33 protein-coding genes and 2 pseudogenes are annotated in these 25,962 nt (G+C 68.0%); 19 read left to right on the forward strand and 16 right to left on the reverse strand.

What is annotated here, in order from left to right:
* The 5 genes from IRT45_RS20790 to IRT45_RS20810 form a co-directional block, all read left to right on the forward strand.
* The coding region (locus tag IRT45_RS20790) for an acyl carrier protein (protein WP_228534701.1) at window positions 1-264 on the forward strand (264 nt) is incomplete at its 5' end.
* Window positions 261-1,211, forward strand: a complete 951-nt coding sequence (locus IRT45_RS20795) for an aromatase/cyclase (protein WP_194807506.1) — start codon at window positions 261-263, stop codon at window positions 1,209-1,211. The genes IRT45_RS20790 and IRT45_RS20795, both read left to right, overlap by 4 nt.
* On the forward strand, window positions 1,208-2,140 hold the full coding sequence (locus IRT45_RS20800; RefSeq protein ID WP_194807507.1) for an MBL fold metallo-hydrolase: 933 nt from the start codon (window positions 1,208-1,210) through the stop codon (window positions 2,138-2,140). Before IRT45_RS20795 ends, IRT45_RS20800 begins: the two co-directional genes overlap by 4 nt.
* Window positions 2,137-3,420, forward strand: coding sequence for an FAD-dependent oxidoreductase (locus IRT45_RS20805; protein WP_194807508.1), 1,284 nt, complete (start codon window positions 2,137-2,139; stop codon window positions 3,418-3,420). The genes IRT45_RS20800 and IRT45_RS20805 overlap by 4 nt, the downstream gene beginning before the upstream one ends.
* Before the next feature lie 39 nt (window positions 3,421-3,459).
* Window positions 3,460-4,221, forward strand: a complete 762-nt coding sequence (locus tag IRT45_RS20810) for an alpha/beta fold hydrolase (protein WP_194807509.1) — start codon at window positions 3,460-3,462, stop codon at window positions 4,219-4,221.
* Here the strand turns inward: IRT45_RS20810 and IRT45_RS20815 are convergent.
* Entirely contained in the window at window positions 4,200-4,571 is a 372-nt protein-coding gene (locus tag IRT45_RS20815; protein WP_194807510.1) for a helix-turn-helix domain-containing protein, read from the reverse strand. The two genes, IRT45_RS20810 and IRT45_RS20815, sit on opposite strands and share 22 nt — an antisense overlap.
* A gap of 93 nt (window positions 4,572-4,664) precedes the next feature.
* Between IRT45_RS20815 and IRT45_RS20820 the strand changes: the two genes are divergently transcribed.
* Together IRT45_RS20820 and IRT45_RS20825 are read left to right on the forward strand one after the other, a co-directional pair.
* Entirely contained in the window at window positions 4,665-5,159 is a 495-nt protein-coding gene (locus IRT45_RS20820; protein WP_194807511.1) for a luciferase family protein, read from the forward strand.
* Window positions 5,160-5,188: 29 nt separating this feature from the next.
* Window positions 5,189-5,575, forward strand: coding sequence for a lipocalin-like domain-containing protein (locus tag IRT45_RS20825; RefSeq protein ID WP_228534702.1), 387 nt, complete (start codon window positions 5,189-5,191; stop codon window positions 5,573-5,575).
* On the opposite strand, the gene IRT45_RS20830 is transcribed toward IRT45_RS20825, so the two are convergent.
* Window positions 5,576-6,076, reverse strand: coding sequence for a biotin/lipoyl-containing protein (locus IRT45_RS20830; protein ID WP_194807513.1), 501 nt, complete (start codon window positions 6,074-6,076; stop codon window positions 5,576-5,578).
* 15 nt (window positions 6,077-6,091) lie between these two features.
* Complete coding sequence (locus IRT45_RS20835; RefSeq protein WP_194807514.1) at window positions 6,092-6,874, reverse strand: SDR family NAD(P)-dependent oxidoreductase; 783 nt, start codon at window positions 6,872-6,874, stop codon at window positions 6,092-6,094.
* Between the two features lie 186 nt (window positions 6,875-7,060).
* Here IRT45_RS20835 and IRT45_RS20840 point away from each other — a divergent pair, with 186 nt between their 5' ends.
* The 4 genes from IRT45_RS20840 to IRT45_RS20855 all read left to right on the forward strand — a co-directional run bounded on the left by IRT45_RS20840 (window position 7,061) and on the right by IRT45_RS20855 (window position 9,996).
* Window positions 7,061-7,480 carry a nuclear transport factor 2 family protein gene (locus IRT45_RS20840; protein ID WP_194807515.1) on the forward strand — a complete coding sequence of 140 codons (420 nt, stop codon included), beginning with the start codon at window positions 7,061-7,063 and terminating at the stop codon, window positions 7,478-7,480.
* Between the two features lie 32 nt (window positions 7,481-7,512).
* Window positions 7,513-8,124, forward strand: a complete 612-nt coding sequence (locus tag IRT45_RS20845; protein WP_194807516.1) for a malonic semialdehyde reductase — start codon at window positions 7,513-7,515, stop codon at window positions 8,122-8,124.
* Between the two features lie 147 nt (window positions 8,125-8,271).
* A complete protein-coding gene (locus tag IRT45_RS20850) occupies window positions 8,272-9,030 on the forward strand; it encodes a sigma 54 modulation/S30EA ribosomal C-terminal domain-containing protein (protein ID WP_194807517.1) in 759 nt (252 codons plus the stop codon).
* A gap of 9 nt (window positions 9,031-9,039) precedes the next feature.
* Window positions 9,040-9,996, forward strand: a complete 957-nt coding sequence (locus IRT45_RS20855) for an acyl-ACP desaturase (protein WP_194807518.1) — start codon at window positions 9,040-9,042, stop codon at window positions 9,994-9,996.
* A 1-nt stretch (window position 9,997) separates the two neighbouring features.
* On the opposite strand, the gene IRT45_RS20860 is transcribed toward IRT45_RS20855, so the two are convergent.
* Together IRT45_RS20860 and IRT45_RS20865 are read right to left on the reverse strand one after the other, a co-directional pair.
* On the reverse strand, window positions 9,998-10,675 hold the full coding sequence (locus IRT45_RS20860; RefSeq protein WP_194807588.1) for a PAS and ANTAR domain-containing protein: 678 nt from the start codon (window positions 10,673-10,675) through the stop codon (window positions 9,998-10,000).
* A 102-nt stretch (window positions 10,676-10,777) separates the two neighbouring features.
* Window positions 10,778-11,212: a hypothetical protein gene (locus IRT45_RS20865; protein ID WP_194807519.1), complete on the reverse strand. Its 435-nt coding sequence runs from the start codon at window positions 11,210-11,212 to the stop codon at window positions 10,778-10,780.
* Between the two features lie 78 nt (window positions 11,213-11,290).
* On the opposite strand from IRT45_RS20865, the gene IRT45_RS20870 reads away from it, so the two are divergent.
* Window positions 11,291-11,752: a hypothetical protein gene (locus tag IRT45_RS20870; RefSeq protein ID WP_194807520.1), complete on the forward strand. Its 462-nt coding sequence runs from the start codon at window positions 11,291-11,293 to the stop codon at window positions 11,750-11,752.
* A 206-nt stretch (window positions 11,753-11,958) separates the two neighbouring features.
* On the opposite strand, the gene IRT45_RS20875 is transcribed toward IRT45_RS20870, so the two are convergent.
* A complete protein-coding gene (locus tag IRT45_RS20875; protein WP_194807521.1) occupies window positions 11,959-12,324 on the reverse strand; it encodes an STAS domain-containing protein in 366 nt (121 codons plus the stop codon).
* A 254-nt stretch (window positions 12,325-12,578) separates the two neighbouring features.
* Between IRT45_RS20875 and IRT45_RS20880 the strand changes: the two genes are divergently transcribed.
* The 5 genes from IRT45_RS20880 (at window position 12,579) to IRT45_RS20900 (ending at window position 18,175) form a co-directional block, all read left to right on the forward strand.
* Window positions 12,579-13,958: an AarF/ABC1/UbiB kinase family protein gene (locus IRT45_RS20880; RefSeq protein ID WP_194807522.1), complete on the forward strand. Its 1,380-nt coding sequence runs from the start codon at window positions 12,579-12,581 to the stop codon at window positions 13,956-13,958.
* A 129-nt stretch (window positions 13,959-14,087) separates the two neighbouring features.
* Window positions 14,088-14,408: a multidrug efflux SMR transporter gene (locus IRT45_RS20885; protein WP_194807523.1), complete on the forward strand. Its 321-nt coding sequence runs from the start codon at window positions 14,088-14,090 to the stop codon at window positions 14,406-14,408.
* A gap of 342 nt (window positions 14,409-14,750) precedes the next feature.
* Window positions 14,751-15,182, forward strand: coding sequence for a hypothetical protein (locus IRT45_RS20890; RefSeq protein WP_194807524.1), 432 nt, complete (start codon window positions 14,751-14,753; stop codon window positions 15,180-15,182).
* Window positions 15,183-15,305: 123 nt separating this feature from the next.
* On the forward strand, window positions 15,306-15,503 hold the full coding sequence (locus IRT45_RS20895) for a hypothetical protein (protein WP_194807525.1): 198 nt from the start codon (window positions 15,306-15,308) through the stop codon (window positions 15,501-15,503).
* Between the two features lie 59 nt (window positions 15,504-15,562).
* A complete protein-coding gene (locus IRT45_RS20900; protein WP_194807526.1) occupies window positions 15,563-18,175 on the forward strand; it encodes a LuxR C-terminal-related transcriptional regulator in 2,613 nt (870 codons plus the stop codon).
* Window positions 18,176-18,307: 132 nt separating this feature from the next.
* Here IRT45_RS20900 and IRT45_RS20905 read toward each other — a convergent pair whose 3' ends face one another.
* The 5 genes from IRT45_RS20905 to IRT45_RS20925 form a co-directional block, all read right to left on the reverse strand.
* A complete protein-coding gene (locus tag IRT45_RS20905; RefSeq protein ID WP_194807527.1) occupies window positions 18,308-19,258 on the reverse strand; it encodes a sensor histidine kinase in 951 nt (316 codons plus the stop codon).
* On the reverse strand, window positions 19,255-19,680 hold the full coding sequence (locus IRT45_RS20910; RefSeq protein ID WP_194807528.1) for an STAS domain-containing protein: 426 nt from the start codon (window positions 19,678-19,680) through the stop codon (window positions 19,255-19,257). Before IRT45_RS20910 ends, IRT45_RS20905 begins: the two co-directional genes overlap by 4 nt.
* Window positions 19,680-19,976 carry an MEDS domain-containing protein gene (locus tag IRT45_RS20915; RefSeq protein ID WP_194807529.1) on the reverse strand — a complete coding sequence of 99 codons (297 nt, stop codon included), beginning with the start codon at window positions 19,974-19,976 and terminating at the stop codon, window positions 19,680-19,682. The genes IRT45_RS20910 and IRT45_RS20915 overlap by 1 nt, the downstream gene beginning before the upstream one ends.
* 167 nt (window positions 19,977-20,143) lie before the next feature.
* The gene (locus IRT45_RS20920; RefSeq protein WP_106956609.1) at window positions 20,144-20,596 is read right to left on the reverse strand and encodes a low affinity iron permease family protein; all 453 of its coding nucleotides are present in this window, start codon (window positions 20,594-20,596) and stop codon (window positions 20,144-20,146) included.
* A 410-nt stretch (window positions 20,597-21,006) separates the two neighbouring features.
* Window positions 21,007-21,168 carry a kinase gene (locus tag IRT45_RS20925; protein ID WP_194807530.1) on the reverse strand — a complete coding sequence of 54 codons (162 nt, stop codon included), beginning with the start codon at window positions 21,166-21,168 and terminating at the stop codon, window positions 21,007-21,009.
* Window positions 21,169-21,183: 15 nt separating this feature from the next.
* Here IRT45_RS20925 and IRT45_RS20930 point away from each other — a divergent pair, with 15 nt between their 5' ends.
* On the forward strand, window positions 21,184-21,480 hold the full coding sequence (locus tag IRT45_RS20930; protein ID WP_194807531.1) for a hypothetical protein: 297 nt from the start codon (window positions 21,184-21,186) through the stop codon (window positions 21,478-21,480).
* Window positions 21,481-21,571: 91 nt separating this feature from the next.
* Here the strand turns inward: IRT45_RS20930 and IRT45_RS20935 are convergent, their stop codons facing one another.
* Window positions 21,572-21,808, reverse strand: a complete 237-nt coding sequence (locus IRT45_RS20935; RefSeq protein WP_194807532.1) for a hypothetical protein — start codon at window positions 21,806-21,808, stop codon at window positions 21,572-21,574.
* A 171-nt stretch (window positions 21,809-21,979) separates the two neighbouring features.
* Between IRT45_RS20935 and IRT45_RS20940 the strand changes: the two are divergent.
* A pseudogene (locus IRT45_RS20940) lies at window positions 21,980-22,042 on the forward strand (dihydrofolate reductase); the annotation flags it as partial.
* Between the two features lie 44 nt (window positions 22,043-22,086).
* On the opposite strand, the pseudogene IRT45_RS20945 reads toward IRT45_RS20940, so the two are convergent.
* The 4 genes and pseudogenes from IRT45_RS20945 to IRT45_RS20960 all read right to left on the reverse strand — a co-directional run bounded on the left by IRT45_RS20945 (window position 22,087) and on the right by IRT45_RS20960 (window position 25,628).
* Window positions 22,087-22,516 (reverse strand): annotated as a pseudogene (locus IRT45_RS20945) (pyridoxamine 5'-phosphate oxidase family protein).
* 28 nt (window positions 22,517-22,544) lie between these two features.
* The gene (locus IRT45_RS20950; RefSeq protein ID WP_194807533.1) at window positions 22,545-23,444 is read right to left on the reverse strand and encodes an alpha/beta fold hydrolase; all 900 of its coding nucleotides are present in this window, start codon (window positions 23,442-23,444) and stop codon (window positions 22,545-22,547) included.
* Between the two features lie 370 nt (window positions 23,445-23,814).
* Window positions 23,815-25,080, reverse strand: a complete 1,266-nt coding sequence (locus tag IRT45_RS20955; RefSeq protein ID WP_309241076.1) for a cytochrome P450 — start codon at window positions 25,078-25,080, stop codon at window positions 23,815-23,817.
* Window positions 25,081-25,382: 302 nt separating this feature from the next.
* Window positions 25,383-25,628 (reverse strand): hypothetical protein, encoded by a 246-nt coding sequence (locus IRT45_RS20960; RefSeq protein WP_194807534.1) that lies wholly within the window; start codon window positions 25,626-25,628, stop codon window positions 25,383-25,385.
* Between the last annotated feature and the right edge of the window lie 334 nt (window positions 25,629-25,962).

A 25,962-nucleotide genomic window follows, 5' to 3' on the forward strand; every position in this document is an offset into this window, starting at 1 on the left:
CACATCATGACCATCACCATCGATACCCTGCGCCGAATTCTCGTGGCCTGCGCCGGCGGCGACGAGGACGCCCCCGAACTCGCCGGTGACATCGCCGAGGTCGAGTTCGAGGAACTCGGCTACGACTCGCTGGCCCTGATCGAAACCGCCTCGCGCATCCAGCGCGAGTTCGGGGTGACGGTCCCCGAGGAACAGCTCATCGACGTCAAGACCCCGCAGGAGCTGATCGACATCGTCAACCAGCAGCTGGCGGGTGTGGCATGACGATCCGCACAACGCACACCCGGGTCGTCGAGGCGCCCGCGGACGAGGTCTACGGGCTGGTCGCCGACGTCGGCCGCTGGCCGGTGATCTTCGAACCGTCGGTGCTGGTGCGGCATCTGCACCGCGGCGCCGACGAGGAGCGGTTCCGGCTGTGGGCGACGGTGAACGGTCAGGTCACCGACTGGACCTCGCGCCGGACCCTGGACCCCGCCGGCCGGCGCATCACCTTCGAGCAGGAACGCAGCCGGGCGCCGATCGCCTCCATGGGCGGGCAGTGGAGTTTCGACGAAACCGGCCCGCGCACAACGACTGTCACACTCGATCACCACTTCACCGTGGCCGACGGTGTGGATCCGGACGTGATCACCGGCGCGGTCGACCGCAACAGCGTCACCGAACTGGCCGCGCTGGCACGGATCGCCGAGCTGGGGCATCCGGTCGACGACATCATCGTCACCTTCGAGGACCGCGTGACGCTGGATGCGACGGCCGCCGAACTCTACGACTTCGTCTACCACAGCGACCGCTGGCCCGACCACGTTCCGCACGTCGGCCGGGTGGATCTCACCGAGGATGCCGACGGGGTGCAGCTGATGGAGATGGACACCGTCACCGAGGGCAGTATCCCGCACACCACCCGCTCGATCCGGATCTGTGTCCCGGCCGAACGCATCGACTACAAACAGCAGCTGCCGCCCGCGATGCTGTTCGGGCACAGTGGCGCATGGGAATTCGCCGACGATCCCGCCGGCGTAGTGGTCCTCGCCCGGCACACGGTGGCGATCAACCCCGCCGCCGCGCGCGAAATCCTCGGCGCCGGAACCGGACTCGCCGAGGCCCGCGCGTATCTCGGTGCGGCCCTGGGTACCAACAGCCGCAACACCCTGCTGTGCGCGGCGCAGTACATCGCGGCCCGCCGCGCCGAATCCGCGAAATCGCCCTCATGACCGCGACCGGAAGTCCGCGCCTGGCCGAGCCGGTGGTGCGGGAAGTCGCCGACGGGGTCTTCGCCTACACCCACGGCCACGGCGGCTGGTGCGTCAGCAACGCCGGCGTCGTCGCCGGACCCGACGGTGCGCTGGTGATCGATACGCTCGCCACCGAAGACCGCACGCGCGGCCTGATCGAGCACGTCGATCGGGTCGCGGGCGGGCCGGCGCGCACCGTGGTCAACACCCATCACCATGGCGACCACAATTTCGGCAATCATCTGTTCGGGCCGGCCGCGGTACTCGTCGGGCACGATCGGATCCGCGCCGAGATGATCGAGACCGGGCTGGCTCTGACCCAGCTGTGGCCGCAGGTCCGGTGGGGTGACGTGCGCGTCACGCCACCCACCGTCACCTTCTCGGACCGGCTGACCCTCCACGTCGGCGAGCGGCGCGTGGAGCTGATCCACCTGGGCCCGGCGGCGCACACCACCAACGACGTGGTGGCGTGGCTGCCCGCGGAGAAGGTGCTGTTCGCCGGGGACCTGGTGATGTCGGGTGCGGCGCCGTTCTGCTTGTTCGGTTCGGTCGAGGGCACCGTCGCCGCGGTCCGGACGCTGGGCGAGCTGGGCGCGGAAACCGTTGTGGCAGGCCATGGTCCCGTCACCGGGCCGGAGATCTTCGATCACACCACCCGATATCTGGAGTGGATCGGCAGGTTGGCGCTCGACGGCCGGGCGTTGGGGCTGACTCCGCTCGGCATCGCCCTCGAGGCCGATCCCGGCGAGTTCGCGGATCTGGTGGATGCCGAGCGGGTGGTCGGCAATCTCCATCGCGCCTATGCCGAGGCCGACGGTGCGGCACCGGGCGCCCCGCTGGACGTGCTCGCCATCTTCGAGGAGATGGTCGGCTACAACGACGGCCGGGTACCGACGTGCCTGGCATGAGCGAGCACAGCGAGCGAGAGGTCGGCACAGCCGAGCGAGAAACGGGCACAGCCGAGACCGTCGATGTGTGCGTGGTGGGCGGCGGACCGGCGGGACTGGTCGCCGGTGTGCTGCTGGCCCGGTCCGGGGCGAAAGTCCTCGTGCTGGAGAAACATCCGGACTTCCTGCGCGACTTCCGCGGTGACACCGTGCACCCGTCGACGCTGACGGTGATGGACGAACTGGGGCTCGCCGACGAATTTCTCCGGCTGCCGCATGTGCGTGCACCGCGGCTGCCGATGGCGACCGCGCTGGGGCCGGTCGTGTTCGCCGACTTCGGCCGGCTGCCCGGCCGGTTTCCGTTCGTGGCGTTCATGCCGCAGTGGGACGTGCTGAACTTCCTCGCCGAAGCCGGTCGCCGGTATCCGGGATTCGGTCTGCTGCAGCGGGCGGAGGTCACGGAACTGCTCGAGTCCGGCGGCGCGGTCGTCGGCGTGCGCGCTGCCACCCCGGACGGTCCGCTGGAGGTGCGGGCACGTCTCGTGATCGCCGCCGACGGACGGAATTCGTTGGTGCGCAGCACCGGTTCGCTCACGGTGGCGGCGAGCCGGGCGCCGATGGACGTGTTGTGGTTACGGGTAGGCAAACCCGACGGCGAGAGCCTGCCGACCGTGCGCAGCGGCAAGGGTTTCTTCATCGTCTGCATCGATCGCGGCGACTACCTGCAGGTCGCCTACATGATCCCCAAGGGTGGTTTCGAGACGATCCGCGCCGCGGGCCTGCCCGCGTTCCGGGCGCAACTCGCGGCGATCTATCCGGCACTGGCGCCGGGGCTCGAGACCGCGATCGGCGACTGGGACGATGTGAAACCGCTCGACGTGCGGGTGGACCGGCTGCGGCACTGGTGTCGTCCCGGCCTGCTGGCCATCGGCGACGCCGCGCACGCGATGTCGCCGGCGGGCGGTGTCGGTATCAATCTGGCGGTCCAGGACGCGGTCGCCGCCGCGCGGCTGCTGGCGCCGACCCTGGCCGCCGGCGGTACACCGAGTCTCGCGCAGTTGCGCGCGGTGCAGCGCCGCCGCGAATTCCCCATGCGGATCGTGCAATTCGCGCAGTTGCGCCTGCTCGCCGACCTGTATCCGAACGCGGGGGGACCCAACACCGACAAGCCGTTGCTGGCCCGGCTGCTGCGTCGCTTCCCCGGACTCTCGCACGTGGTGGCACGGGTCATCGGCCGCGGGATCCGGCCCGAGCACGTCCCGCCCGCACACGGCGGCCATCTCATCGTTTCCCGCACCTGATTTCAGCACCCGATTCTTCAGTCCTCAGGAGGACCGATCGTGTCGACCTATCTTCTCGTTCACGGCGCGTTCCACGGCGGCTGGGCGTGGCAGCGGGTGACCCCGCTGCTCACCGCGGCCGGCCACCGTGTCTTCGCGCCCTCACTCGCCGGCATGGGCGAACGCGCCGGCGAACTCACCCCCGACGTGGGACTCGACACCCACGTCGACGATCTCGCCGAGCTGATCGTCGCCGAGGATCTGCGGGAGCTGATCCTGGTGGGCCACAGCTACGCCGCAATCGTCGTCACCGCGCTCGCGGACCGGTTCCCGGACCGCATCGCCGAGCTGATCTACGTGGATACCTTCGTGCCACGAGACGGCGAAGCCGTCGCCGACATCATGCCGGAAATGGTCGAGGCGTTCACCACCGCGGCCGCGGCCGTCGGGGACGGCTGGCGGGTGCCCCCGCCCACGGAGCCGATGGGCGACAGCGGCATCAACGGCGTCACCGCGGAACCCGACCTGAGCTGGGTGGCCTCGATGCTGACGGCCCAGTCGCTGAAGACTTTTCACCAGCCGCTGTTGCTGCGCAATCCGGACGATCTGGCGCGCGTTCCCGTCACCCACATCCACTGCAGCGAGGGCGGCGAGGCCTTCAAGGCGATGCGCGCGGCGATGCCGCGGACCCTTCCCCCGGCGGATCTGCCGGCCGGCCGGCTCGAGGTGCTGCCGACCGGGCACGACTGCATGATCACCATGCCGCGTGAATTCGCCGCGCTGCTGCTGGAGTCGGCGGCTCAGCGCACGTCGGCGTCGTAGGCTGCGCGGGCCGCCAGCACCTGCGCCAGGTGCTCGTTCGACCACCGCGCGAGACCGTCGAACAACGGGGTCAGGGTGGCGGCCAGCGCGGTGGCCGCGTACTCGACGCGCGGGGGGACCTCGGGATGGTAGGTGCGCTGCACCAAGCCGTCGCGTTCGAGCTGACGCAGCCGCTGGGTCAGTACCTTGGGCGTGACCCCCGGAATGCGTTGCTGCACTTCGTTGAAACGCATCCGGCCGTCGTGGATCAGTACCCACAGCACCTGGGTGGACCAGCGGCCGAAGAACAGGTCGACCACCGGGGAGATCGGGCACGGATCCGCGACGGGTGGGGGCGTGACGGGCGTCATGAGCACTCCTGGGCACTTTCCATTTGGTAACTACTATACTTTGGAAACTACTGTGTGACCAGAAGCCTTCACCGGCGCGAGAGGAGCACAGTGATGACCGCTACCGCACCCCACGGAGATCTGCGCCTGCCCCGGCGGCGGGGCGAACGCCCGCTCACCCGGCCACACAATCCACATCAGCAGCTCACCCAGAATCCGGACGTCCGGCTCCAGGAGGCGCTCTGGACGCGCATGGTCGCACTCGACGGCGTGCTGGCCGCCCGCAGCGCGGTCTCACTCCCCGACACCCGCGCCCTGCATCTGCGCCCCGAGCTCGCCCACGGTCCCGAGGACGCCTTCCTGGCCGGCACCGAATTCGCGCATCTGCACGGGCACGCCGACGGCAGCCTGCATCTGCGCCTGCCGGAAACCGCTGCCGCCGGGGCCGTTTCGGCCGGCTGGGCCGAACAGCATCCGATGGCCCGCGCCGGCGTCCTGCCGGCGACACTGCTGATGGTGTACGGCCCCCGCGATGCCGACGAACTGGAACAGGTCTGGCAGCTGGTGCGCGCCTCCTACGACTACGCCCGCGGGAACGCTCGAGCATGATTCGAGCGACGGCACGCATCGTGAGGCCCATGACTGCGACTGATCTCGTCGGCACCTGGGAACTGGTGTCCTACTACGACATCGACGATGCGGACGTGCGCAGCGAAGGGCCGCTCGGCCCGGCGCCGCGCGGTCTGCTGATCTACACCGCACAGGGCTCGGTCTCGGTGAGCATGATGCGCACCGGCGACACCACCGCGGCGCCCCCGTTCATGGGCTACGCCGGAACCTGGCGCACAACGGGAATGGCGGTGGTGCACGCGATCAGCGTGTGCTCGAATCCGGCCTGGGCCGGCACCGAGCAGGTACGCCAGATGTCGCTCGACGGCGACGTGCTGACGCTGATCGGCGCCGCACAGGTGGACGGGCGGACCCAGCGCCGCATTCTCACCTGGCGCAGGTCCGCCCGACCGTGATCACTCCGGCGAGTACGAGAACAGAGGTTCGTCGAATTGCACGGATTCACCGTCCTGTTTGAGGATCGCGGTGACGACCCCGCCCGCCTCGGCCGTCACCGGGATCATCAGCTTCATCGCCTCGACGATGCCGACCTGACGTCCCGGCGACACCCGGTCGCCGACCGCCACGAACGGCTCGGCACCGGGCTGCGGGCTGCGATAGAACACGCCGACACTGGGTGCGCGGATCACCGGATCGGTCACCGGCACCTCGGTCGCGGCGTCGGCCGTGAGTGCCGGTGCGGCGCCGGCACTCACGGCCGCCTCCCCCGGGCCCTGCGGCCACTGCGCCTCCACGGTCACCTCACCGACCTGGATCCGCAGGCCGCTGGGCTGTGCGGGAAAGCCGGCCAGCAGCCGCAGCGCGCCCGACTGGATGGCGTCGAGTATCTGCAGGTAATCGTGCTGTGCGGCATCGAGTTCCGGTGCAGGCGAGACGTTTTCGTCCATTGTCGTCATGATGGCGCTCCGCGGTCAGTAGTTGCCCAGGCCGCCACAGACATTCAATGCCTGTGCGGTCACGGCGGCGGCGGCCGGCGAGATCAGGTAGTCGACCATCGCGGCCACCTCATCGACCTGGACATAGCGGCCGATCGGCACCCGGGCGCTCACGCGCGCGTGCACCTCCTCGGTGTCGACACCCCACAGACCCGAGTACACCTCCCGAACCCGTTCGGCCATCGGCGTTTCCACGAATCCGGGGCAGACCGCGTTGACCGTGATCCCGGTCTTGGCCAGCTCCAGCCCCAGCGCCTTGGTGAAGCCGACGACCCCGTGCTTGGAGGCCGAATACGGCGCGCCGTGCAGCACACCCTGTTTACCGCCGGTCGAGGCGATGTTGACGATCCGGCCGCTGCCCCGCTCGAGCATGCCGCCGGCGGTGAGCGCGGCCTTGGTGGCGTAGAAGACGCTGTGCAGGTTCGTCTCGACGACGTCGAGCCACAGGTGGTCCTCGATCTGCGCGGTCACGCCGCCGCCGCTGCGCCCGGCATTGTTGACCAGGATGTCGACCGGGCCGAACCGCCGGACCCCGGCATCGACGTACTCGCGGACCTGGGCGGCGTCGCGGACATCGCAACCCACCCCGTCGACCGCGAATCCGTCGTCCTGCAACCGCTTGGCCGTATCGGCCACCCGCTGCTCGTCCCGGGCACAGATGAACACCGCAACACCCTGTGCCGCCAGGTTTTTCGTGATCTGCAAGCCCATTCCGCTGGTCGCTCCGCTGACCAGCGCCACGCGCTGACTGTCCGCCATATCTCCTCCATCGGTGCTGGATCCGGTTACGCCGGCCCGTCCGGCCACCAGCGTCGCGAAAAGCCCTATAAGACCGGTCAAACCGGTGCGGGCTCGACCGAATCTCGAGCGCCGTCGGCGACCGTGGAGCGCGATCGAGGTCCGCCCGGAATACCGGCGGCCACACCGTCTTCCGAGGAGCCGTCCATGACCACTGTCGCCAGCCGCGCCGAGCTGTACGCCGAGGTGCAGCAGTTCTACGCCGATCAGATGCAGCGCCTGGACAACCGCGACATCACCGGATACGCCGAAACCTTCACCGAGGACGCGGAATTCGAGCACACCCCGGGCCGCCCGCCCGCGCGCACCCGCGCCGGGATCGTGTCGGATCTGGTGGAGTTCCACAAGCGCTTCGACAGCGATCCGATGCAGCGCCGGCACTGGTTCAACATGATCAACCTCTCCCCGCGCGACGACGGCAGCATCGGCGCCACGATGTACTGCCTGGTGGTCAAGATCCGGCCCGGCGCGGCGCCGGAGATCGCGCCGAGCTGCGTGGTCCACGACGTGCTCGTCCGCATCGACGGTGAACTGCGCACCCAGTCCCGGCGAGTTACCCACGACTGACCGAAACCACCACCCCGACAAGGAGTTACGCTGTGAGCACCGCTCAGCCCACCACGCACCTGACCCTCGCGGCCGAAGCCCAGGACCTGCTGTTCCGCGAGGCCCGCACCGCCAACACCTTCACCGACGAACCGGTGAGCGACGAGCAGATCCGCGACATCTACGACCTGGTCAAATACGCGCCCACCTCGATGAATCAGCAGCCGCTGCGCATCGTGCTGGTTCGCGGCGCCGAGGCCCGCGCCGCCCTGGTCGAGCACATGCTCGACAACAACAAGCCCAAGACCGAGAAGGCGCCGCTCACCGCGATTCTGGCCGCCGACCTCAATTTCCACGACCACCTGCCGAAGGTCTTCCCGCACGCCCCCGACGCCAAGGACTACTTCGCCGCCGACGACTACCGGGCCGAATCGGCGCGATTCAACGCACTGATCCAGGTCGGCTACTTCATCCTCGGCATCCGCGCCGCGGGCCTGGCCGCCGGCCCGATGAACGGGTTCGACGCCGCCGGTGTCGACAAGGAGTTCTTCCCCGAGGGCACCCACAGCGCGCTGGTCGTGGTCAACATCGGCAAGCCGGGCCCCGACGCCTGGTACCCGCGCTCACCGCGGCTGGACTACGACGAGGTCGTCACGACCGTCTGACCTCCGCCCGCCCGAAGCCCGATCGGAATGTCCGATCGGGCATTTCGTGGTTCATCGAAGGGACTTTCGCCTCTTGGGCGCCGCCCCGCGCCTCGGCACAGTTGTCGTGCGTCGAAACGGGTCGGGTGAGCGAGAGAGGTCGATCGGGTGGTGCGGGAATCTCAGGGATGGTCGTCGACAGCGTTCCCGGACATCGTCCTCTTCGCCCGCGGGCCGGTGCCCGCACTCGAGGCCGAACGCGTGGCCGGGGCGGTGGGCCGGCTGCTGGCGCGCCACTGCGTCACCGGCGGCGCCCGGGTGCGCATCACCGCCGCCCCCGGCGATACGGAACCTCTTCTGGTGCAAGTGAATCTCGCCGATCGCCCGGTCCGGATGCAGGTGCGCACCCGCGGGCCCAACGAGGTGCTGTCGGTGGTGGTCCGTCTGGAACGCCAACTCACCGGCGGAATCGTCCGGGACTGGCCGGATCCGGCACGACCGGCATTGACGGAGCCAGGTGCCGGAAAGATCGTGCGCCGCAAGGTGTTCGCGCTCGACACCCTCCGCCCGAAGTCGGCCGCCGCGGTGATGGACGCGCTCGACTTCGACGTTCACCTGTTCGTCGACGCCGAAACCGGTGAGGATGCCGTCGTCTACCGGGCCGGCCCGTCGGGGCTGCGGCTGGCGCGCCGAACCCGGATGCATCCCCCGTCCGATACCGGCGGCCGGATCTTCACGGTGCACTCACGCCCGACCCCGGTCCTCACCGAATCCGCCGCGGTGGAGCGGCTGTGCGAGCACGGCCTGCCGTTCCTGTTCCACCTCGACGCCTTCACCGGGCGCGGACATCTGCTGTATCGCCGCTACGACACGGACCTCACCCTCGTCACACCCTGTGCCGAGGTCGAATTCGACACGGAAAGGTAGATCACCAGCGTGGCACGAGAGTTGACGCAACGGGAAATTCTCACCGAACTCGAACCGGTCGCCGCCACGGCGCTGAACCGGCATCTGTCGATGGTCAAGGAGTGGCATCCGCACGACTACGTCCCCTGGGACGCCGGCCGCAACTTCGCGATGCTCGGCGGAACCGATTGGGAGCCCGGGCAATCCACGCTCAGCGACGTGGCGAAGGCCGCGCTGGTGACCAATCTGCTCACCGAGGACAACCTGCCTTCCTACCACCGCGAGATCGCCGAGAACTTCTCCCAGGACGGCGCCTGGGGCACCTGGGTGGGCCGCTGGACCGCCGAGGAGAACCGCCACTCCGTCGTGCTGCGCGACTATCTCGTGGTGACCCGCGGCGTCGACCCGGTCGCGCTCGAGAACACCCGCATGACCCATATGACCAACGGCTTCACCCCGGGGGTGGCCCGGCTCCTCGACGGCGAAGCGGGATTCCTGTATTCGGTTGCGTACGTGAGCTTTCAGGAACTCGCCACCCGCGTCAGCCACCGCAACACCGCCAAGGTGTGCGACGATCCGATCGCCGACCGCATGCTGCAGCGCGTCGCGCTCGACGAGAACCTGCACATGATCTTCTACCGCACCATGTGCGCGGCCGCGTTGGATCTCGTTCCCGACCAGGCGATGACGGCCGTCGACACCATCGTCGAGAACTTCCGGATGCCCGGCGCCGGAATGCCCGACTTCCGCCGCAACGGCGTGCTGATGGCCAAACACGGCGTCTACGATCTGCGCCAGCACTACGAGGAAGTGCTCGAACCGGTGATCCGGCAATGGAACATCTTCGGCCGCACCGACTTCGGGCCCCGCGGCGAACAGGCCCGGGAACGACTGGGCGCCTTCCTCGAGAATATGGAACTGGTGCAGATCCCCCGTTTCGAGGAACACCGCGACCGATCGCTGGCCCGCGAGCGCGCCCGCACCTGATTCAGCGGGGCCGGCCCGGTATGCGGGTGTGGACGGTGAGCAGCAGATGGTCGAAGGCGGTGAGCGTCTGCGGCGCCGCGTCCGGAAGGGTCGGCAGTTCGGCGATCAGCTGAGCGGCCAGGTCGCGAAGTTTGGTGTTGGTCTCCTGGGAGCGCCAGGACAGGATCTTGAACGCCTGCTCGGCACTGACCCGATACATCCGCATCAGCACCCCCTTGGCCTGTTCGATCACCGCGCGATGCTCGATCACGTCGGGCAGGGCCGCCGACAGCGTCTCGCGTTCGCTCTCCGCGAGGGTCTCGGTCAGGTCGATGTAGAAGCCGGCGGTGCCGGTGACGGCTCCGGCCTCGTCGTAGAGACGGTCGGCGACCACCATCACGTTGTGCACCGTGCCCGCGGTGTCGATGAACCGATGCCGGCTGGAGAACGATTCCCCCATGTCGACCGCGCGGGCGATGCGCGCGGCGACATCGTCGCGGTCGTCGGGATGTTTGTGCGACAGCAGCAGCTCGGTGGTCGGCACCACGCTGCCGGGGCTGTAGCCGTGCATCCGGTACACCTCTTCCGACCACTCCCAGCGTCGTGTCGCGAACCAGAACCGGAAGGATCCGACCCGCGGCACGCTGGTCGGATCGGCCGGTGCCGTTTCTGCTGCCGGGTGACCGTGTTCGTTGTCCATGCCGTTGCGCCGCACGACACGATTATGGCCGGTGGAGACGGTGCGGGTAACGGAGTCCGGGACGGCAGTGCCGAAAACCGCGCGTCGTGGCGCGGGTGCGGCTCACATGAAGGGCCACAGGTCCGCGTCGCGGTGACTGCACTGCGCCAAGCGGGGGTCGTCGGCGGGACGCAGCCACCGCACCGGCACCCGGATCGGTTCGATCGAGGGCAGGCACGCCACGCGGCCGGTGCGGTCCACGAGCGATCCCATGACGCGATATCCCTGTTTCGGGGCCAAGCCCAGCGCCGCGGCCTGGTTGTCGGTGAGCGTGACCTCGGTGTGCGAGCGTTCGATGAGGCGGAGTCCCTCGACCGTCACCGGATCGGTGCCGTAGTCGACGTTGGAGGCCGTGAGCCGGAAACGCGCGCCCATCAACAGGCTCGCCACCCACATCGAGGTACCCAGTCGCTCGCGATCGGGATAGCGGGCGACCGGCAGTCGATGCGGGACCAGCACTACATACGTATGCCCGATCTCCACGTCACGGGCGCGCATGCATCCAGAGTCGTCCTCCCTGCGGACCCGCGCAACGTTGCCGGTACAAGGTCGTCGCGCAGGCATAGGGTGTGGTGCATGACCGAGTCTGCCGCCCGGCGCGCGGGCGAGCGTGCCGCGCAGGCGGCCGAGCGGGCCGAGGAACTGGCCGCACGGCAGGCGGAGCTGAGCGCGGGACGACCGATCACACGCAAGGACGTCGACTTGGCGGCCGAGCGAGCTCGACAGGCACTCGAGCATGCCGAAAGCGCGCATCGGGCGGCGGCGGATCGGCACGAGGCCGCCGCACGTGCCCACGAACGCGCAGCCGCCGCCTATGAGAAGGCCGCTGCGCACGACCAGACTTCTGTGCACGACCAGACTTCTACGCCCGGCAAGAACTCGGCGTCCGGCACGGGCTCGACGCCCGCAGCCGATCGCGCGGACCGGTCCCGCCGGGACGCCGACTTCCACCGCGCGGCGGCGGAACACGATCGCGCCGCCGCCCGCGAACAGCGAATCGAGGCGGCGCGCGAGTTCGGGAACGACCCCACCGAATAGCCCGTCGACGCTGGTGGGTCACGTCACACGCCGGGACGGAAATAGCGCGCCGGGTATCTCGGTTGAACCCACTGTCGGCGTCCGGACAGCCCCGGGCCGCACCCTTCAGTCGCTACGAGCGACCACTCGCCGAGAGGCGCTTGTGGGACGTCGACCACATACGGGACGCCGCCGGGAACTCCACCCGGCGGCGTTCTGCTGTCACCTCACCGAGCGGCCACACCGGCGCTGGGCAGATCGTCGTACACCGAGACCATCCGATCCAGGCCGGTGACCTGGATGACGCGTTTGGCCGCCCCCGATGCCACCACGCGCAACCGGCGGGGCGTCACCGTGGTGGCCGCCGCGTGCAGCACGCTCAGCCCGGCCGATCCCAGGAAACCCACCCCGGACAGATCGATCACCGGCGCGGCCTGATCGGCGTCCTCGAAAGCCTCGCTCATCCGGTCCAGCACACTCTGCAATTGGTCGGCCGTCATCGCGTCGACATCGCCGTGCGCCGATATGACGAGCGCGCCGCCGGTCCGGTCGACCTCGACGCTCAAGCCGCTGTCATCCACCAAGACACTCATCTCCTCGTCACCGCCGTACATCACACTCGTATACAACCCCCCTCGCGCGGGCCCAAACCTCTTTTTTCGCAGCGCCCGTCCGCGGTCTGTGTGCTGTTCCGACTTCGGCGGCGCATTTTCGTGATATTCACGCGAGTGCAGCCGGACGGCCGAACACTCACGGGCGGGCCGGTAGCTTGGCCTCGCCTCGCCCCCACATCCGGTCCGGCGCGGTGAGTGGCACGCGCCAGGTCCGAACCGATGGAGGTCGAGCAGTGAGCAACCGGGTCCCCCACGGCCGCATCTCGCGCGGCAGCACGATGGGCCGGCTCGCCGCGGGACAGGCGCTGCGCGGGGTCGGCACCCGACTGTCGATGGTGGGCCGCACCGAAGAGGCGCGCCGCCGCTTGAGTGAACGCTCGGCGATGCAGGCCGCCCAGCAACTGGTCACCGTGCTCGGCAGCATGAAGGGTGCCGCGATGAAGCTCGGGCAGATGCTGTCGGTCCTCGACCTCGACCTGCTGCCGGAAGAACAACGCGAGATGTTCCGCGACAAACTCGCGCAACTGCGCGACCAGGCGCCGGCGTTCCCGTTCTCCGCCATGCGCACGGTGATCGAGAACGACCTCGGCGCGATGGCGCGGATCTTCGCCGATTTCGACGAGACCCCGATCGCCGCCGCCTCCATCGGACAGGTCTACCGCGCGCGGCTGCGCGACGGACGAGCGGTCGCGGTCAAGGTCAAATATCCCGGCGTCGACCGCGCGGTCGAAGCCGATATGCGCAATCTGATGATGATCAGCCGCCTCTGGAAGGCGATCCTGCCCAGCGCCGCCGACGAAGAGGTGCTCGCCGAGGTCGCCCGCAACATCGGCAGTGAACTCGACTATCCGCGCGAGGCCCGCACCCAGCATCATGTGGCGACCCGCTATCGCGGCCACCCCTGTATCAGCGTGCCCGACAGCATCGAATCCTGCTGCGGCCCCAACGTTCTGGTCACCGAACTGGTCGACGGCGAGCCGTTCGGGCACATGCGAACCCTGTCCGACGCCGACCGCACCCGCATCGGGGAGCTGATCTACCGCTTCTACATCACCTCGCTGTTCACCGACCACGAGTTCTGCGGCGACCCGCATCCGGGCAACATCATGCTCGCCTCCGACGGGCGGCTCGCCTTCGTCGACTTCGGGCTCTACACCGCGATGAGTCCCGCCGACGTCGAACTCGAACGCGACATCATCTGCGCCGCAGGCGAATACCGTGCCGAGGACATCTACCGCGCCTGGGTGGCACAGGGCATCGTCGATCCCGACGCCGGAGTCACACCCGACGAATGCCTCGGCTACATCTGGGCCGCGACCGGCTGGCATCTGATCGACGAGGACATCACTGTCACACCCGAATTGGCCACCAGCGCAGTGGTACTCGCCGTCGACCCACGCGCCGCCGAATTCAGCGGCATGCGCCATCAGCGCCTTCCACCCGAGCATGTGTTCTCCCGCCGCGCCGACCTGTTCACCTACGCCGTGCTCGGACAGCTGCACACCACCAACAACTGGCACCGCCTCGCCCGCGAATGGCTCTACCACGAACCCCCGGCCACCGACATCGGCGCCGATATCGCCCGCTGGCGGCTCACGGCACGATCGTCGTGATCGGCACCGCGCCGGGATAGCCCCGGTCGCGGGCATACCAGCACAGGACCCGTCGCTGTGGGCCGACAGGTCGGTCACCCACCAGCGTTCCATCCCGTCACACAGATCCATATACGTGCAGCAGTCGAAATGAACTGGCTCGTCCTGGGTTTGGCCGGTGTGGTGGAGATCGCGCGGTCCCAGTCCATCAAGCCGACCCAGAATTTCACCAAACCGCTGCCCACCCTGCTGTGCTTCGTGCTCGCGGCGGTCGCGGTGTATCTGCTGTCCCACGCCATGCAGTCACTGCCGGTGGGCACCGCGTACGCCATCTTCACCGGCATCGGCGCGGCAGGCGCGATCGCCCTCGGCATCGTCGTGCAGAAGGACCCGGTGAACGCGGGCCGGATGCTGGCGCTGGCCATGATCATCGGCGGCATCATCCTGGCTCGGGTCACCAATCCCGAGTGAGCACGAGCCGGGAGCGAATCATCCAGCCGGCTCGATCTCGGACCGAGCGGATATCGACGCGCCGTTGCGCCGGCATCCGCCGCGACTTCGTTGTCGTTCAGGTCCGAGAAGACAACTGTCGCGCCGCCCCGGTCGGGCGAAGTAGGTAATGCGGTACCCCATTCGGACCGTCATGGCCGCCCATCGTGAAGTCGATGCGGGGTGCGTGGAGCCGGCAGCCGATTGGGGTAGTCGAGTACGTCTGGGCCCGCTGACATCCGCCCCGACACTCGAACTCGACCGGCAATCGCCGGCTACCGCGACTGGGGGCGATTTCCCAGAACTCAGGGCAGGAGAAATATCATGCGACGCAATATCATTCGGGTAGGACTGGCCTCGCTGGTGGCGGCCGGGGCGGTCGCGGCATTGCCGGGGCTGGCATCGGCCACCACCGATGCGACACCGGCTCCGGTCGGCGGGCGGGAACGGGTGAAGGTGTCCGTCGACTCCACGGAAGCGAAGCCGTTGAACTGCACAGCCTCGGCCAACGGCGCAGCGCCGGTCGGGTTCCACGTCGGCGTTGGTGGAAAACAGAGCGTCGTGATCGGGCAGGTGGTGCCCGGGCCCGGGACGGTGCACGTGCACTGCGACTCCGAAGAGGTCATGCCGCAGGTGAAGCTCGACCGGACCCTTCCGGTCACTGTGGCTTTGGCGAATCCCGCGTTGGATGCCATCGATTCGGTGTTCATCGGCGCGGGCAGCAGTGCGTTCGCCACCGACGCCGCCTTGCGGTGATCCCGCCGCGCTATCGCACTCGGACGTCCGGGCGGGGTGCCCGCACACCACTTCGCCCGGACACCGAATTGGGGTAGCGGATTACTCCAGTTCTTCGGGCGCCGATGAGGAACGGTCGATGGCGTGAGTGATGACGAGCAGTGGCAACTGGCGGTGGATCGGTTGCCGTTCCCCTATGCGGAGGCGCTGCGGTTGCGCGCCGCCGAGGTCACCGACGAGGTGATCGCGGAAATCCTCGGCATCGACGTCGATGCGGTGGGACCGTTGCTGCGGATGGCGGCAGCCAAGCTGGCCACGATCCGGGACGGCGACCGGCGATGACCACGCGGTTGCTCGGACCGATGCCTTCCCGGGCTCCCGTCGCCAGCTATTCTGGAGCAATGGTGGCCGTGTGGCCGCTGGTTGGCCGGGAGGAAGAACTGGACTGGGTGTCGGACTCGACGACACCCCCACACCTCGGCGTGGTGCTGGCCGGCCCGGCGGGGGTCGGGAAGACACGACTCGTCACCGAAATCCTCGCGCTGTGGCGTACTCGCGGCCGCGACTGCCGCTGGTTCGGAGCCACCCGCTCGGCGCAGTCGGTGCCCTTGGGGGTTTTCGCGGCAATCGCCGAAACCAGCGCGATCGATCCGCTGCGCCGGATCCGGGACGTGATCACCACGCTGACGACGAGCACCTCGGCACAACCGGTACTGCTGGCGATCGACGACGCGCATCTGCTGGACGAGCAGTCCGCACTGGTTCTGAATCAGATAGTGCGCCACCGCCGGGCGAGCGTACTGATCACCGTGCGCGGCGGCGCACCCTCGCCCGACGCGATCCGCGGCCTGTGGAAAGACCAGCTGCTCGACCGTCTGGACCTGCAACCTCTCTCCACGGAGGAAACCACCGATCTGGTCACCCGCGTTCTGGGCGGCCCGATCGAATCCTCGGCCGCGGCAGCGCTGTGGCGGTATACCCGTGGCAACGTCTTGCACCTGCGCCATCTGGTCGACGGCGAACGATCCGCCCACCGGCTCGCGCTGCGGTCGGGGGTATGGGTGTGGCGGGGCCGCCCGCAGGTGTCGGCGCCGTTGGCCGAACTCGTCGAGGCCGGCATCGCCCGCCAACCCGCGCCCGTGCTCGAGGTGGTGGACATGCTGTCGGTCGCCGATCCGCTCGAGGTCGACGTACTGACCGCACTGACCGACACCGACGCCGTCGAGTCCGCCGTCCAGGCGGGGCTGATCGGCGTCGACACCGCATCCGTCCCGCCGGTGGCGCGGTTGGTCCATCCGCTGCTCGGGGAAGTGCGCCGGGCCAACACCCTCCCCTCGCGGTTGCAGACGTTGCGCGGCACGGTCGCCGGCGCGCTCGAAACCCGTTGCCCGGAGACCGGTCTCATCCAGCGCGTGCGCCGTGCCGTGCTGGTGTGTGAATCGGATCTGGCCCCGAATGCCCAGCTGTGCCGGGATGCGGCGGTAGCGGCGTTGAAGCTTGCCGACCCGGTGACCGCCGAACGGCTCGCTCGCCGAGCTGTCGAGGCCGGCGGAGGCCGCGGCGCGCTGCTGCTGCACGCCGGCACACTCACGCACTGCATTCGACTGGATGAAGCCCTCGCGGTGAATACGGCACTGCAACGCGGTGACTGTTCCGAACGCGAGCGCGTCTTCCTCACGCTGAACCGAGCGGCGATATGGACAGGCAAACCGGACCTGCCGGCTGCGAATCGCGAACTGGCCGAGATCGAAACAGCTTCCGCCGCTTGTGGTTTGCGACGCCCGTTCGACGCGCTCAAAGGGTGGGTCGCCAGTTTCGACACCCCGGCCCTCGCGGTCGACGCGGCGAACGCGGCCCTGACCGCACCGGGCTGGTTCAGCGAATTCTTCGAACTGTTCGCCCTGACCGCACTGGTCAGAGCCCATATGGCCGTGGGACGTTACAGCGAGATGTCCGCGGCCGCCGACCGGGGCTACGCGATTGCCCGAGAATCGGTCAACACGGCCACCTTCCACGTCAACATCGGACTCCATCATCTCGACGGATACCACCGGGGCGGCTACCTGGATGCCGCCACCCGGCTGACCGACGACCTGCACCAAGCGCCCGGAGATTTTCCCATCGCCTTCGCCTTTCGCGCCCTGTCGGTGGCCATGACGGCCTTGGCCTGCGGCGATCTACTCACAGCGAGAACCCGCTCGCGCGAGACGCTCGCGATCGCCCTTCCCCGCGACTCCAACTGGCTGCCCCGCACCGCGCACCTGATCCTGGCCACTGCCACCGCGATGAGCGGTGACGCGACAGCCGCGTCGGCGCTGCTCGACGATCTCGAACCGCGCAGCACCGAATCCGCCGGCATCATCCTGACCCAGACGCATGCGCTGGCCCGCGCCTGGACCGACGCCGCAGCGGGAGTCACCAGCCACGCCATCGCCGTGGCGACCGACGCCGCCACGATCGCACAAGAGCACAACAGACCGGCCTATGAAGTCGTGGCGCGGCAAACCGCGACGCAGTTCGGCGACCGCAGCCACGCCGATCGCCTCACCGAACTCACCGCGCTCGTGCAAGGCCCTCGCGTCGGCGCCGCCGCCGCGCACGCGACCGCACTGCGCGACAACGATCCCGACGGCCTGTGTGAGGCGGCACGCGCGTACGAGGCGTTCGGCGACCTCATCGCCGCCGCCGACACCGCAGCCCAAGGCGCTGACCTGTTCCGCCGCAATGGATTTCGTGGCGCCGCACTCACCGCCGCCGCGACCGCTCGCCGGCTCGCCGCTCGTACCGGCGCGGACACACCCGCGCTGCGCGCCGACACCACCCCCAGCCCGCTCACTCGCCGGCAACGCGAAGTCATCGCCCTCGTCGCAGCCGGATTGACCAACCGGCAGATCGCCGACCGCCTGGTCATGTCCGTGCGCACCGTCGAGGGTCACCTCTTCCGCGCCTCACAGAAGACCGGGATCAACACCCGAGAGGGACTCGCCGCCGCCCTCGACCCGTCACGAGACTGAACCGCGACCACGCGCTCGAACAGGCTGCGGCCGAGGAGGTCCGAGCTCTCCGGCGGGTATTCACGTCGCCGAGTCGGAGAGCTTGCCGGAATCCGCGGCACCCACTGCGAACAGGCTTGCCCGGTCGACGAGTCAGCGTGAATCGACGTGCAGCAGAACACGCCATGTGGTGCCCTCGGCGGATAGGTGGATGCGGACCAAGTCGGCGAGCTCGTTGACCAGGAACAGGCCACGTCCCCCGAATCGGTCGCGATCCGGGGGACGGCGTCCGATCAAGGGATCGGTCACATGCCCGGAATCCCGCAGATCGAAGACGATGTCGTCGTCCTCGCGCCACAGCCGCCACCGGCACGGTCCGGCGGTATGGACGAGACTGTTGGTAATCAACTCCGTCACGATCAGTTCGAAGTCGGCGACGCGCTCTTCGGCCAGCCCGAGGCGGCGGACTTCAGCGGTGGCGACGCGGCGGGCGGCCGATATCTCGGTTGTCGTCGTCATGTGGTGCTCCGCCGTCGCGGTCGGCACCGTCAACGCCTGGTTGTACCGGCTGACCACACTGTCGGGATCGTATCGCTCGCTGCGGTACCGGCGGTGCGGCTCCCACAGCAGCGGGTGGGTCAGACGAGCGTCGGCGAGTGCGTCCGCGCCGAGCCGCGTCGCATCGTAGGGGCAGACGATCGTGACATCGCGCCCGGCGAAGGCCGCGTTGATCAATGCCTCGTGCTGAGCGCAGGCGGGATACTCGGTGGCCGTGCGCCCCGGCCAGATCGGTTCGCCGATGATGCGCACGTGCCGGTCCGGATGTGCGTCGGCGAAACGCCGCAACACCCCGGGGATGATCCGGCCCGGATTCCGGCCGGCCTCCGCCATATCGATCCACCGCACCCGGTCTCCCGCTGCTCCGACGGCCTCGCGCAGTACGCGCAGCCGCGGCGCGGGGACTGCGACCGCGACCGGATGTTGCTGGGCCAGCCCCTCGGTGATGAACGGCGCCAGCGCATCCAGATAGTCCGCGTCGGAGTGATAGAAGACAGCGGGATGAACGAATTCACCTGGTCGCGGCTCCGTGGAAGATGTCGTCATGGCAGCTGCTCCGCTCGGACGTCGGGAATATCGAGTAGCCGAAGCACTCGGGCGACACCGGACCAGCGCGTGCGGATGAGAAGATGCGCATTCTGCGCCGCGGCCCAATCGCCGAGCCGTGCCAGGCTGACATGGTCCATGAACTCCACATCGGCGGCGTCGAGGACCACCTCGCCGCCCTCGGGGCGCAGCTCGATGCGCTCCAGTGCCGGCGCGAGAACCGCACGGGAGGACACGTCGAGTTCACCGGCCACCGCGGCGATATGCCTCGCCGACTCCGGAGCGTAGATTCGAAAACCTGCCGTGCGGGCGTCTGTGCACGGGTGCAAGCAGGCCAGCTGAGCCAGCGCCTCCGCGTCGACCGCCGACCGGTCGTAGGCGCACAACGCCGAAAACGGATGTCCGGCCATATAGCGGTCCATCAGTCCGCCACGGCACGCTCGGTCGCGTCGGCGTGGGCCCGGACTCGGCGAGCCGGGTCGACAACGTCGTCTCCGTAGAGTTCGGACAGCGACCCGACCTCGGCGGCGCCCTCGCGCAGGGCCTGGCTCCAGCCCGCGAGTCCGCGCAAATCGTCGGCGATGTCGCCGACATTCCCGGGCCGCAGAGAGCAGACGCGAAAACCGGCGGCCAGACCGTCGGCGAGGAACTCCCCGGCACGGGTGGTGAACTCGGCGGTTTCGCTGTACGCCCAGCACACATGATCGTGTGGTCCCAAGACCACGCACATGCAGCAAACGGGCAGACCGTCTCATCGAGGGCAGTCTACTGCGCCACGTTCCTCCCCCACCGGGAGCCGCCGGGTCGTCGGGCGCTGAACGGGCTCGCTCGTCGACGGTGCCGGCGCTCGTGTCACAGCATGCCATCCCTCATTCCGCCACCGCGCTATTCCGACGCGGAGACATGGTGTTCGAGGCCGACCGCGGCGGTCAGTTCGGCGCGGTGCCGGCACAGTCGGGGATGTTCGTCGCCGAGTTCGCCCATCAGATCCGCCAGCGCGTCGGCGACGGCGTTGAGTTTGTGCTGCACCGCCGCGTTCGCGCGGGCCTGCGTATTCTGCAGCAGCGCAACCAGGATGAAGGTGATGATCGTGGTCACGGTGTTGATCACCAGCTGCCAGGAATCCAGGCTCGGCAACCACACGAAACTGGGCACCCACACCACCACCAGCAGCACGCAGAAGGCGAAAAACGTTGCCCGCGAAGCCACCCCGCACACGACGGTGGCAAAACGATCGAAGCCCGATAAACGGCCCACGACCTGCGACGGTCTCTTCGCTGTCGGCGGCGCCACTCTCGGAGTGCGCCCGTCGTCGATTGTCACTGTCGATCCTTTCATCGCCACGAGCCCCGCCATCGCCGATGCCGCGGCCGGCACAAGGGGGAAGGGCAGGTGGTGGTGTCCTCACCCTGAAACGTCGGATTCGGTGTCGGCGGCGAGGACACGACCTGCGAGACGCCGGCACCCGCCACCGGCCGCCCTGTACGCACGCATACCCGCGCGACGGCGACGCAACCGACCAACCGATCACGAGAACAGATGGCGCCTCACCGAGTTGCGGCGAGCCGGGACGATCTCGTCGCCGATATCGCTTGCGACGGAGGACGATAACCGCTGCGGCACCGAATCGAATTCTGCGACAGCGATATTCGATTCGCCCCCCGCGATACGGTGCGCACTACGACCGCTACCGCACCGCTGCTCCCGCCTGGCTGCCGCCGTGGGAGTCCACCGCGCCCGGCCGGCGGTCAGCGTCCGACGTCGGCCGATCCTTCCGCGACGAGTGCCTCGACCTCGGCGAGCGAGGCCATGGACGCATCCCCCGGTGTCGTCATGACAAGCGCACCGTGGGCCGTGCCGTAGGCAAGGGCACGTTCGAGGGAGGCACCGGTGAGCAGACCGTTCGTCATCGTGGGCCTGGCCCTATGGGACTGAGCTACGGGCCGATGGGGTCGCTGCTGCCGGAACTGTTTCCGGCCGACGTCCGGTACACCTGGTCCGCGGTCGTCGACAACCTCGCGGGCGTACTCGGCGCCTCACTGGCACCGATCATCGCGGTCGCGTTATGGCGGCCCGACGGCAACATCGCCACAGTCGGCCTGTGTCTGTCGGCGGCCGGTCTGCTGTCACTGGTCGCACAGCTGGGTGTCCGCGAGACCCGCGACATGGACTATGCCGCTCGAACTCCGCCTTCCGAGCATCCGCCGGTGCCTGTCGGCTGACGAACCCACTCGCCGTCGGACACCACGACAGCGCCGGTCGACCGGCCGTTCACCGCAATTCGATCAGCACTGTCAGCGCCCCCGCGCCGCGTCAATCGACAGGGCCTCGAGCAATCAAGACAGTCCTGAGCACGTGCTCAACCGCCGACTCGAACACCGCTCCCCGCAACTCGTCTCGTGCGGCGAGGTTACGGGTCGCGAGGTCGAGCCTCTGGTCATCTGTCAGGCGGCGCACCACAACGGCGGCGACATCTTCCAGATCGAAGTCGCCGTTCCTGTTGTCCAACCTGGCCAGGGCGAACTCGACGACGATCTCCTCATCGGTCATACTTCGCCTCCACCGTCTGCTCGTGCGGCCACCGACCGCCTGACTCAACTCTACGGCGTTCGTCGATCGGCTTACCGTCCGATCGGTCACGGCCCGGCGCGATGCGTCTCACACGAGCCGGAGGTCTGCCTCGATTGCGTGTCCGATACTCCTCGGAAACTGACGTTCGGCATGAATCCGAGCGTGGACGGCTACATCGCCGCACCAGGCGACGACCTCGGCTGGAGTGTGCCGTGGCGAGCACACCACCTCACCGACCGGACGCCCGAACAGTGCTGTCAGAGATCACCCGAGTAGTCCTGGCTGATCCAGCGGTCGGGACGGATGGTGAACAGTACGGAATCGTTGCCGTCCATCCGGTCCGCGAAAACGCGGCCTTCCTCCGGACCGAGATAGCGGCTGGCGATACTCACCCGCGCGTCCCGGGGCGAGGGGGTCTCGGCATCGACGACCGTGCCCTCGACGATGACGTACTGATAGGGCAACTCTTCGCGCTGCACCGTCAGTGTCACCACCGGCTTCCCGCACCAGCCTGGCCTTGCGGCGTGCCGCGCCGGTATTGATGCGAATATCGCCGCCCGGGGTGTAGTCGTACCAGATCGGTGCGGCGGCGGGCGGACGCCCGTCGGTAGCGGCGACCGACAGCACTCCGATGTGCTTGCCCGCCAGGAACTCTTGACGCTCGGCTTCCGAGAAAGGTTTCGGCATAAGACGTCGAACGGAGCGGGCTACGCCGTTATTCCGGTCCAACGCGCGAATCCCACTCGGCGAGGACGGTCCGCAAGGTCGCCACCAGAGCAAGCGGTTGATCCATCATCGGGTGATGACCGGCCTCGGCCAATTCGACCACCGTCGCGGGTCGCCCGAACAGGCTCGCGATTTCCAGCGCCCGCTCCCGGGTCACCAACCCGCGTTCGCATCGGATGTAGAGCACGGATGCGTCCACGGCCCGCAGCGAGCCCAGCGGTGGGATACGCCCGTCTTCGAGGCGCTTGCGCAACATTTCGGGATCGAACTTCCAGCCCCACCCGGCACCAGTGTCTCGCACCGATTCCTCCGCCACGTGCCGCGCGACGTAAGGAAGCAGAACCGCCTGGCCCGGGACGGTTCGAAACCGGCCACAGATCTCATCCCGCGTCGGGTACGTCGTCGGCCGGCGGAGCAACTGCCCGACGATGGACTCTTCCGACGGCTCCTGAAACGGAGAATCGATGACGACCAGACCCGCGAGCGATTCCCGATGCCGCGCAGCCGCCACAGCGCTCACTCGCCCACCCATGCTGTGCCCGATGACGTACGGCCGTCCGGCTATCCCACCGGCCTCGGCAGCGGCCATCACCTCGTCCGCCCAGCCCTCGATCGGATACCGGGATCGCACGGCACTGTCACCGTGACCGGACAAATCCAGCGCCACCACACGATGCGTACCCGCCAACAGCGGAGCGATATGGTCCCACCAGCCCGAATGCGCCGATCCGCCGTGCACCAGCACCACACCGGCCGTCCCCGCCCGGCCCCAGCACCGCAGATGAACGACACCGCCCGCGACGTCGACCTCGCGATGTTCGGGCAGTTCCGCAATGGCCCGCCCAAACCATTCCGGTGCCACGACACCCGCCTCCGCCGTCCCTACCATCGCCGCCTCCTTCACCCGAGCCCGTCTTCGGACCATATCGGCAGGCGTACGAAGCGGTGGCGCCCGGTTCGGTGCGCGCAGCCGGTCTGCCCCGCGGTGCGCTCTACCACCACTTCGGCGACAAGAAGGGCCCGTTCGAGGCAGTCATCGAAGTCCTGGAACCCCAAGCTGCCCAACCTATTCGAGTGGCGATGAACTCTTCCACCGACCCGGTCGAGCGCGTCGAGCGTGCGATGGACACCTTTCGACATCCGCACCGAACCCGTGTGCCCGCCGCTCTCCGGGCACCTCGACGGGTGAGTGGTACATCGCGGAGGCCGAGCCGGAATGGGATTGCCGCGATGTACCACTCGTCGTGTCGACGGCGGGGTCAGGCCATGACGGAGACGCGGTCCGTGTCGGTGAGGGGCCCGGTGCGAGAATCCGTGCGTGCGGCAAGCCGGACGGGCAGGCTGGTCAAGCCGTGAATCAACAGGCTCTTTCGCCACGTCAGATCGCTGAATTCGCCGTCGAGCGACAGATCCGGGAAAGTGGCCAGCAGCCTCGAGATCGCGGTCGTGGCCTCCATGCGTGCCAGGGCGGCACCGAGACAGTGATGGATGCCGTGCCCGAAGGCGATGTGCCGGTTCCCGGGTCGTTCGAGGTCGATGCGGTCCGGCTCGGCGAACCGGGCGGGGTCGCGGTTGGCGGCGGCGAGCGAGATGAGGATGAATTCGTCCGCGTCGATGTCCTTATCGCCCAACGTGATCGGAGCGGTGGTGTAGCGAGCCGTGGCCAAGTTCAGCGACCCCTGGCAGCGGAGGATCTCCTCGACGTAGGCGGGGATGGCTTCGGGGTCTGTCCGCAATCGCTGAGCGATTGCGGAATCGCGCAGTAGCTCGAGTACCGAGTTGCCGATCAGGTTGACCGTGGTCTCATGCCCCGCTATCAGCAGCAGGAGCAGCATGGCGATGAGTTCCTGCTGGTCCAGCCGGTCTTCGTGGTCTTTCGCGATAATCAGTTGGGAGAGCAGGTCGTCGCGGGGGTCGTCGGTGCGTTCGGCGATCAACTTCGTCAGGTAGGTGAAGTATTTCACCCCGGCGGCGGCGCGTTCCTCGTTCGTGGCCGTGTCGCTGACGACGACGGCGGTCCACGAGCGGAAGTCGGCCTTGTCGTCGTCGGGCACCCCGAGCAACTCGCAGATCACCGCGATCGGCAGCCGGAACGCGTAGCTGTCGATGAGGTCGACAGTCGTTCGCGCGCTGATACCGTCGAGCAGGGTGTCGGCGATCGAGGTGATTCTCGGTTGCAGATCGCGGATGGCGGGCCCCGCGAACGCCTTCGCCACCAGACGGCGCAAACGCGTGTGCTGTGGCGGATCGGCGAACAACATGTTGTCGCTGATGGCGGTGTTGAACATCTCGGCCGCACCGTTTTTGGCCAGCACCGCTTGTCCTTCGGGCGAACCGATGCGCTTGCTGATGGTCGGCTCCGCCAAGGCTTGCTTGGCCACGTCGTGATCGACGATCAACCAGCCGACCACACCGTCCAATCGAATGCGATGGAGGGGACCGCGCTCGCGCAGCGTCCGATAGGTCGCATGCGGATCCTGGTAGAACTCGTCTGTCAGTTCGAGGATCTCCATCTCGGCTGTCACCGGCCACCACCGGCCGACGAAACCACGGCCGAGCTCGAACATAGGTGATGCACTGTCCCTCAGTCCTTTCGACGAACATTCTGACTTGCGGCCGATGCGGTCCGGAACGAGTAATCGATCAGGGGCGCATCGGCGAGAGGTCGAGCAGTTTCGATCGGGTGAAACAGGGAGGCCCCGGCCACGGATTAGCCATGGCTACCGTCCAGTAAACATCTGAGCGCCCGAGCGGCTTCCGCGTGACCATCGCATCGAAATGCGCTGCTCACACGCCAGGGCGGCTCGGAAGTCGTTGAAGCGGAGTTTTATTGGGAGCCAGCGAGCGAAACCGATGGTAGCTCAGCGTCATCGGCGAATGGTTCCTTGCCGCTACCTTCGATCAGCACGGTGTGATCACGGCTTCGTCGCGAAACATCACGACGCACGCAGTCCCCGGCGTTCGACACTGTGGACGACGGCGATATGCGGGCGTCGGCGAATTCGGCGGCGATAGTACTGTCGGACAGCTTGATTCGCTTGGCCGAGTTCTCCAGCCCGGCGGCAAGATTCATGTGGCCGGCCACCGAATTCCCGGGGCGGCATCGCGGAGCGGGATGGTGATGACACCGACGGCTGCCAGCCGACGAACACCACCGGGTGCCGCCCGCACATGGGAACAGTCCCGCTGATTGTCGATACCGAAACAGCCTCGCTAGTACGGCGTTTCGCGGGGTCGACCACGGGCACGCCCTTTCGCGAGTCCGATGATCAACATCACGTTCAGACCGCTTGTTGTTCAACTTGTTGACCTTTGTGATCGTCATCACTACAGTGAGGTCCGGTATTTAATACACGCGATCGAATATTCGAACGGGCGGCCCTGTTGCCGCCGACTCCGGTCTCCCT

Source organism: Nocardia sp. BSTN01 (assembly GCF_015354405.1).
In the GTDB taxonomy this organism is placed as follows: domain Bacteria; phylum Actinomycetota; class Actinomycetes; order Mycobacteriales; family Mycobacteriaceae; genus Nocardia.

Excerpts from the sequence above, each read along its gene's own strand:
- IRT45_RS20950 (WP_194807533.1), bottom strand. The coding sequence starts at position 23,444 with ATGGTAGGGACGGCGGAGGCGGGTGTCGTGGCACCGGAATGGTTTGGG.
- IRT45_RS20935 (WP_194807532.1), bottom strand. The coding sequence starts at position 21,808 with ATGACCGATGAGGAGATCGTCGTCGAGTTCGCCCTGGCCAGGTTGGAC.
- IRT45_RS20800 (WP_194807507.1), top strand. The coding sequence starts at position 1,208 with ATGACCGCGACCGGAAGTCCGCGCCTGGCCGAGCCGGTGGTGCGGGAA.
- IRT45_RS20925 (WP_194807530.1), bottom strand. The coding sequence starts at position 21,168 with ATGACGAACGGTCTGCTCACCGGTGCCTCCCTCGAACGTGCCCTTGCC.
- IRT45_RS20840 (WP_194807515.1), top strand. The coding sequence starts at position 7,061 with ATGACCACTGTCGCCAGCCGCGCCGAGCTGTACGCCGAGGTGCAGCAG.
- IRT45_RS20900 (WP_194807526.1), top strand. The coding sequence starts at position 15,563 with ATGGTGGCCGTGTGGCCGCTGGTTGGCCGGGAGGAAGAACTGGACTGG.
- IRT45_RS20795 (WP_194807506.1), top strand. The coding sequence starts at position 261 with ATGACGATCCGCACAACGCACACCCGGGTCGTCGAGGCGCCCGCGGAC.
- IRT45_RS20920 (WP_106956609.1), bottom strand. The coding sequence starts at position 20,596 with ATGAAAGGATCGACAGTGACAATCGACGACGGGCGCACTCCGAGAGTG.
- IRT45_RS20890 (WP_194807524.1), top strand. The coding sequence starts at position 14,751 with ATGCGACGCAATATCATTCGGGTAGGACTGGCCTCGCTGGTGGCGGCC.
- IRT45_RS20865 (WP_194807519.1), bottom strand. The coding sequence starts at position 11,212 with ATGCGCGCCCGTGACGTGGAGATCGGGCATACGTATGTAGTGCTGGTC.
- IRT45_RS20960 (WP_194807534.1), bottom strand. The coding sequence starts at position 25,628 with ATGAATCTTGCCGCCGGGCTGGAGAACTCGGCCAAGCGAATCAAGCTG.
- IRT45_RS20825 (WP_228534702.1), top strand. The coding sequence starts at position 5,189 with ATGACTGCGACTGATCTCGTCGGCACCTGGGAACTGGTGTCCTACTAC.
- IRT45_RS20805 (WP_194807508.1), top strand. The coding sequence starts at position 2,137 with ATGAGCGAGCACAGCGAGCGAGAGGTCGGCACAGCCGAGCGAGAAACG.
- IRT45_RS20860 (WP_194807588.1), bottom strand. The coding sequence starts at position 10,675 with ATGGACAACGAACACGGTCACCCGGCAGCAGAAACGGCACCGGCCGAT.
- IRT45_RS20830 (WP_194807513.1), bottom strand. The coding sequence starts at position 6,076 with ATGACGACAATGGACGAAAACGTCTCGCCTGCACCGGAACTCGATGCC.
- IRT45_RS20815 (WP_194807510.1), bottom strand. The coding sequence starts at position 4,571 with ATGACGCCCGTCACGCCCCCACCCGTCGCGGATCCGTGCCCGATCTCC.
- IRT45_RS20875 (WP_194807521.1), bottom strand. The coding sequence starts at position 12,324 with ATGAGTGTCTTGGTGGATGACAGCGGCTTGAGCGTCGAGGTCGACCGG.
- IRT45_RS20930 (WP_194807531.1), top strand. The coding sequence starts at position 21,184 with ATGGGACTGAGCTACGGGCCGATGGGGTCGCTGCTGCCGGAACTGTTT.
- IRT45_RS20905 (WP_194807527.1), bottom strand. The coding sequence starts at position 19,258 with ATGACGACATCTTCCACGGAGCCGCGACCAGGTGAATTCGTTCATCCC.
- IRT45_RS20870 (WP_194807520.1), top strand. The coding sequence starts at position 11,291 with ATGACCGAGTCTGCCGCCCGGCGCGCGGGCGAGCGTGCCGCGCAGGCG.
- IRT45_RS20820 (WP_194807511.1), top strand. The coding sequence starts at position 4,665 with ATGACCGCTACCGCACCCCACGGAGATCTGCGCCTGCCCCGGCGGCGG.
- IRT45_RS20835 (WP_194807514.1), bottom strand. The coding sequence starts at position 6,874 with ATGGCGGACAGTCAGCGCGTGGCGCTGGTCAGCGGAGCGACCAGCGGA.
- IRT45_RS20910 (WP_194807528.1), bottom strand. The coding sequence starts at position 19,680 with ATGGACCGCTATATGGCCGGACATCCGTTTTCGGCGTTGTGCGCCTAC.
- IRT45_RS20885 (WP_194807523.1), top strand. The coding sequence starts at position 14,088 with ATGAACTGGCTCGTCCTGGGTTTGGCCGGTGTGGTGGAGATCGCGCGG.